2 protein-coding genes and 1 pseudogene are annotated in these 2,091 nt (G+C 72.6%); 2 read left to right on the top strand and 1 reads right to left on the bottom strand.

Annotated elements, in window-relative coordinates:
* Positions 1-1,236 (bottom strand): metallophosphoesterase family protein (locus CCN35_RS03560; RefSeq protein WP_086791477.1); only part of this gene is annotated, 1,236 nt, incomplete at its 3' end.
* A gap of 78 nt (positions 1,237-1,314) precedes the next feature.
* On the opposite strand from CCN35_RS03560, the gene CCN35_RS03555 reads away from it, so the two are divergent.
* Together CCN35_RS03555 and CCN35_RS28850 are read left to right on the top strand one after the other, a co-directional pair.
* Entirely contained in the window at positions 1,315-1,665 is a 351-nt protein-coding gene (locus CCN35_RS03555; RefSeq protein ID WP_067399445.1) for a metallopeptidase family protein, read from the top strand.
* 84 nt (positions 1,666-1,749) lie between these two features.
* Positions 1,750-2,091: pseudogene (locus CCN35_RS28850) on the top strand (hypothetical protein); the annotation flags it as partial.

Genomic DNA, 2,091 nt, shown 5'->3' with positions numbered 1-2,091 from the left:
GACGGCGACGTCGACCGGGGTGCCCTTGGCCCGCTGGTCGCGCAGTGCGGAGGCCAGGCGGGCGCCCGCCAGCCTCTGAGCGGCGTCGCCGCCCGGGGTGACGGAGCGGTCGGGGGTGAACTGGGGGTCGCCGATGCCGGCGAAGCGCAGCCCCGCGACGGTCACGGCCCGGCCGTCGTCCAGGACGTGCACGTTCCTCATGCGCTCCAGATGGCGCTGGGTGACCAGGGAGTCGTGGTTGCCGCGGACCCAGACGTAGGGGGCGCCGAGGTCCTCGACCGGGTCCAGGAAGCCGTTCTCCGCGGCGGTGCCGTGGTCCATGGTGTCGCCGGTGTCGACGATCACATCCACCCTGTACTGCTCCACCAGCGAGGTGATGATCTTCCAGCTCGCCGGGTTGAGGTGGATGTCGGAGACGTGCAGCACACGGATGGTGGACGGGTCGGGGGAGTAGACGGGAAGCGTGGAGGCGGCGTCGTAGAGCTTGGTCACATTCGTGACCAGACGGGCCAGCTCCTTCTGGTAGACGTCGAACTCGGTGACGATGCTGCGCGCATTGCCGACCAGGGAGGGCGCGGAGGACAGCAGCCCGGAGAACCTGGGCTCCAGGACGGACTTCGGGTTCCAGGTGGCGTACGCGCTCGCCCCGGACGCGGCGAGCAGGGCCAGGGCCAGACCGCCGGCGGCCAGGGCGCGGCGAGGACGGCGGTAGACGGCCAGCCCGAGGGCGGTGGCCCCGGTGACCACGGCCACGCAGGACCGTACGGCCAGGTCGAGGGTGCCGTGCTCGACGTCCCGCACGATCTCCTCCTGAAGGCCGGAGAAGCGCTCCGGCCGGTCGATCAGGGCCTGGGAACGGTCGGGGTCGAGCCGGTCGACATTGACGTCGAGGCGGACCGGGGCGTGATGGCTGTCGAGCTCCAGGGCGCCGAGCGGGGAGACATTGATCTTCGTGCCGCCGCTGAGGGACGGGCGCAGGGTCATGGTGGTGTCCATGGGGCCGACCGGGACCCGTACCTGGCCGACGACCAGCAGGCCCAGCCAGGCACCGGCGAGCACCACGGCGACCAGGCTCAGGGCGCGCACCCAGGGACGGGGCCCGGGCCTCAGGGACGGGTCCGGGCGGCGGGACGAGCGGTGCCGGCGGTCGGTGAGGGCGCGTACTGCCCTTCCTGCCCTTCGGATGCTGTGCATACGGTGCATGCGGTTCAGGTCTGCGGGGGAGACGCGGGCCATTGGTCGCCCATGCCCAGGTCCGCGACCGGATATGCGCAGGTGTGGGGTGACGGCGGGGCCGTACCGGACAATGGCCCTGTGCTGGAGATGACGCGCGAGGAGTTCGAGGAACTGGTCGCCGAGGCCCTCGACCGGATCCCGCCGGAGTTGACGCGGCTGATGGACAACGTCGCGGTGTTCGTCGAGGACGAGCCGCCCGCCGACGATCCCGACCTGCTCGGGCTGTACGAGGGGACCCCGCTGACGGAGCGCGGCGAGTGGTACGCGGGCGTGCTGCCCGACCGGATCACCATCTACCGCGGACCGACGCTGCGGATGTGCGAGACACGGGAGGACGTGATCGCCGAGACCGAGATCACCGTGGTGCACGAGATCGCCCACCACTTCGGGATCGACGACGAGCGTCTGCACGCCCTGGGATACGGCTGAGGCCCGTCCGGACCGATCGCGTGTCCTCGTGTGGGTGAGGGGCGTTGGGCACGGTGACGTCTTTCCTCCCGGAGGTGGCTTCCCGTGCGCCCCTTGTCCGTGTCGGTCCGTCTTGCCACCGCGGTCACCGCTCTGGCCGTCGCCACCGGCTGTGTGAGCGTGGGAGGGGACGCCGGCGGCAAGGCCCGGCCGTCGCCCTCCGCGAGACAGCAGGACGGTGGGGCCCCGGGAGGAGCAGGAGCGGTGCACGGCGGCGCGGGCCGCGCCGGGGGCGCCGGAGGCGGCGGACGCGAGCACGGGAAGAAGGAGAAGGACAGCGAGCCGCCGTCGGCGTCGGCCTCGCCGTCGGCCGCGGGCAGCGCGTCCGCACCGGTCCCGGGCGACCACGGAAGGCCGCCGGGGCCGGGCGGCCTTCCGTGGTCGCCC

It is taken from the genome of Streptomyces thermovulgaris (assembly GCF_002155915.1).
Lineage (GTDB): Bacteria > Actinomycetota > Actinomycetes > Streptomycetales > Streptomycetaceae > Streptomyces > Streptomyces thermovulgaris.
This window is presented reverse-complemented; position numbering and strand designations above follow the sequence as displayed.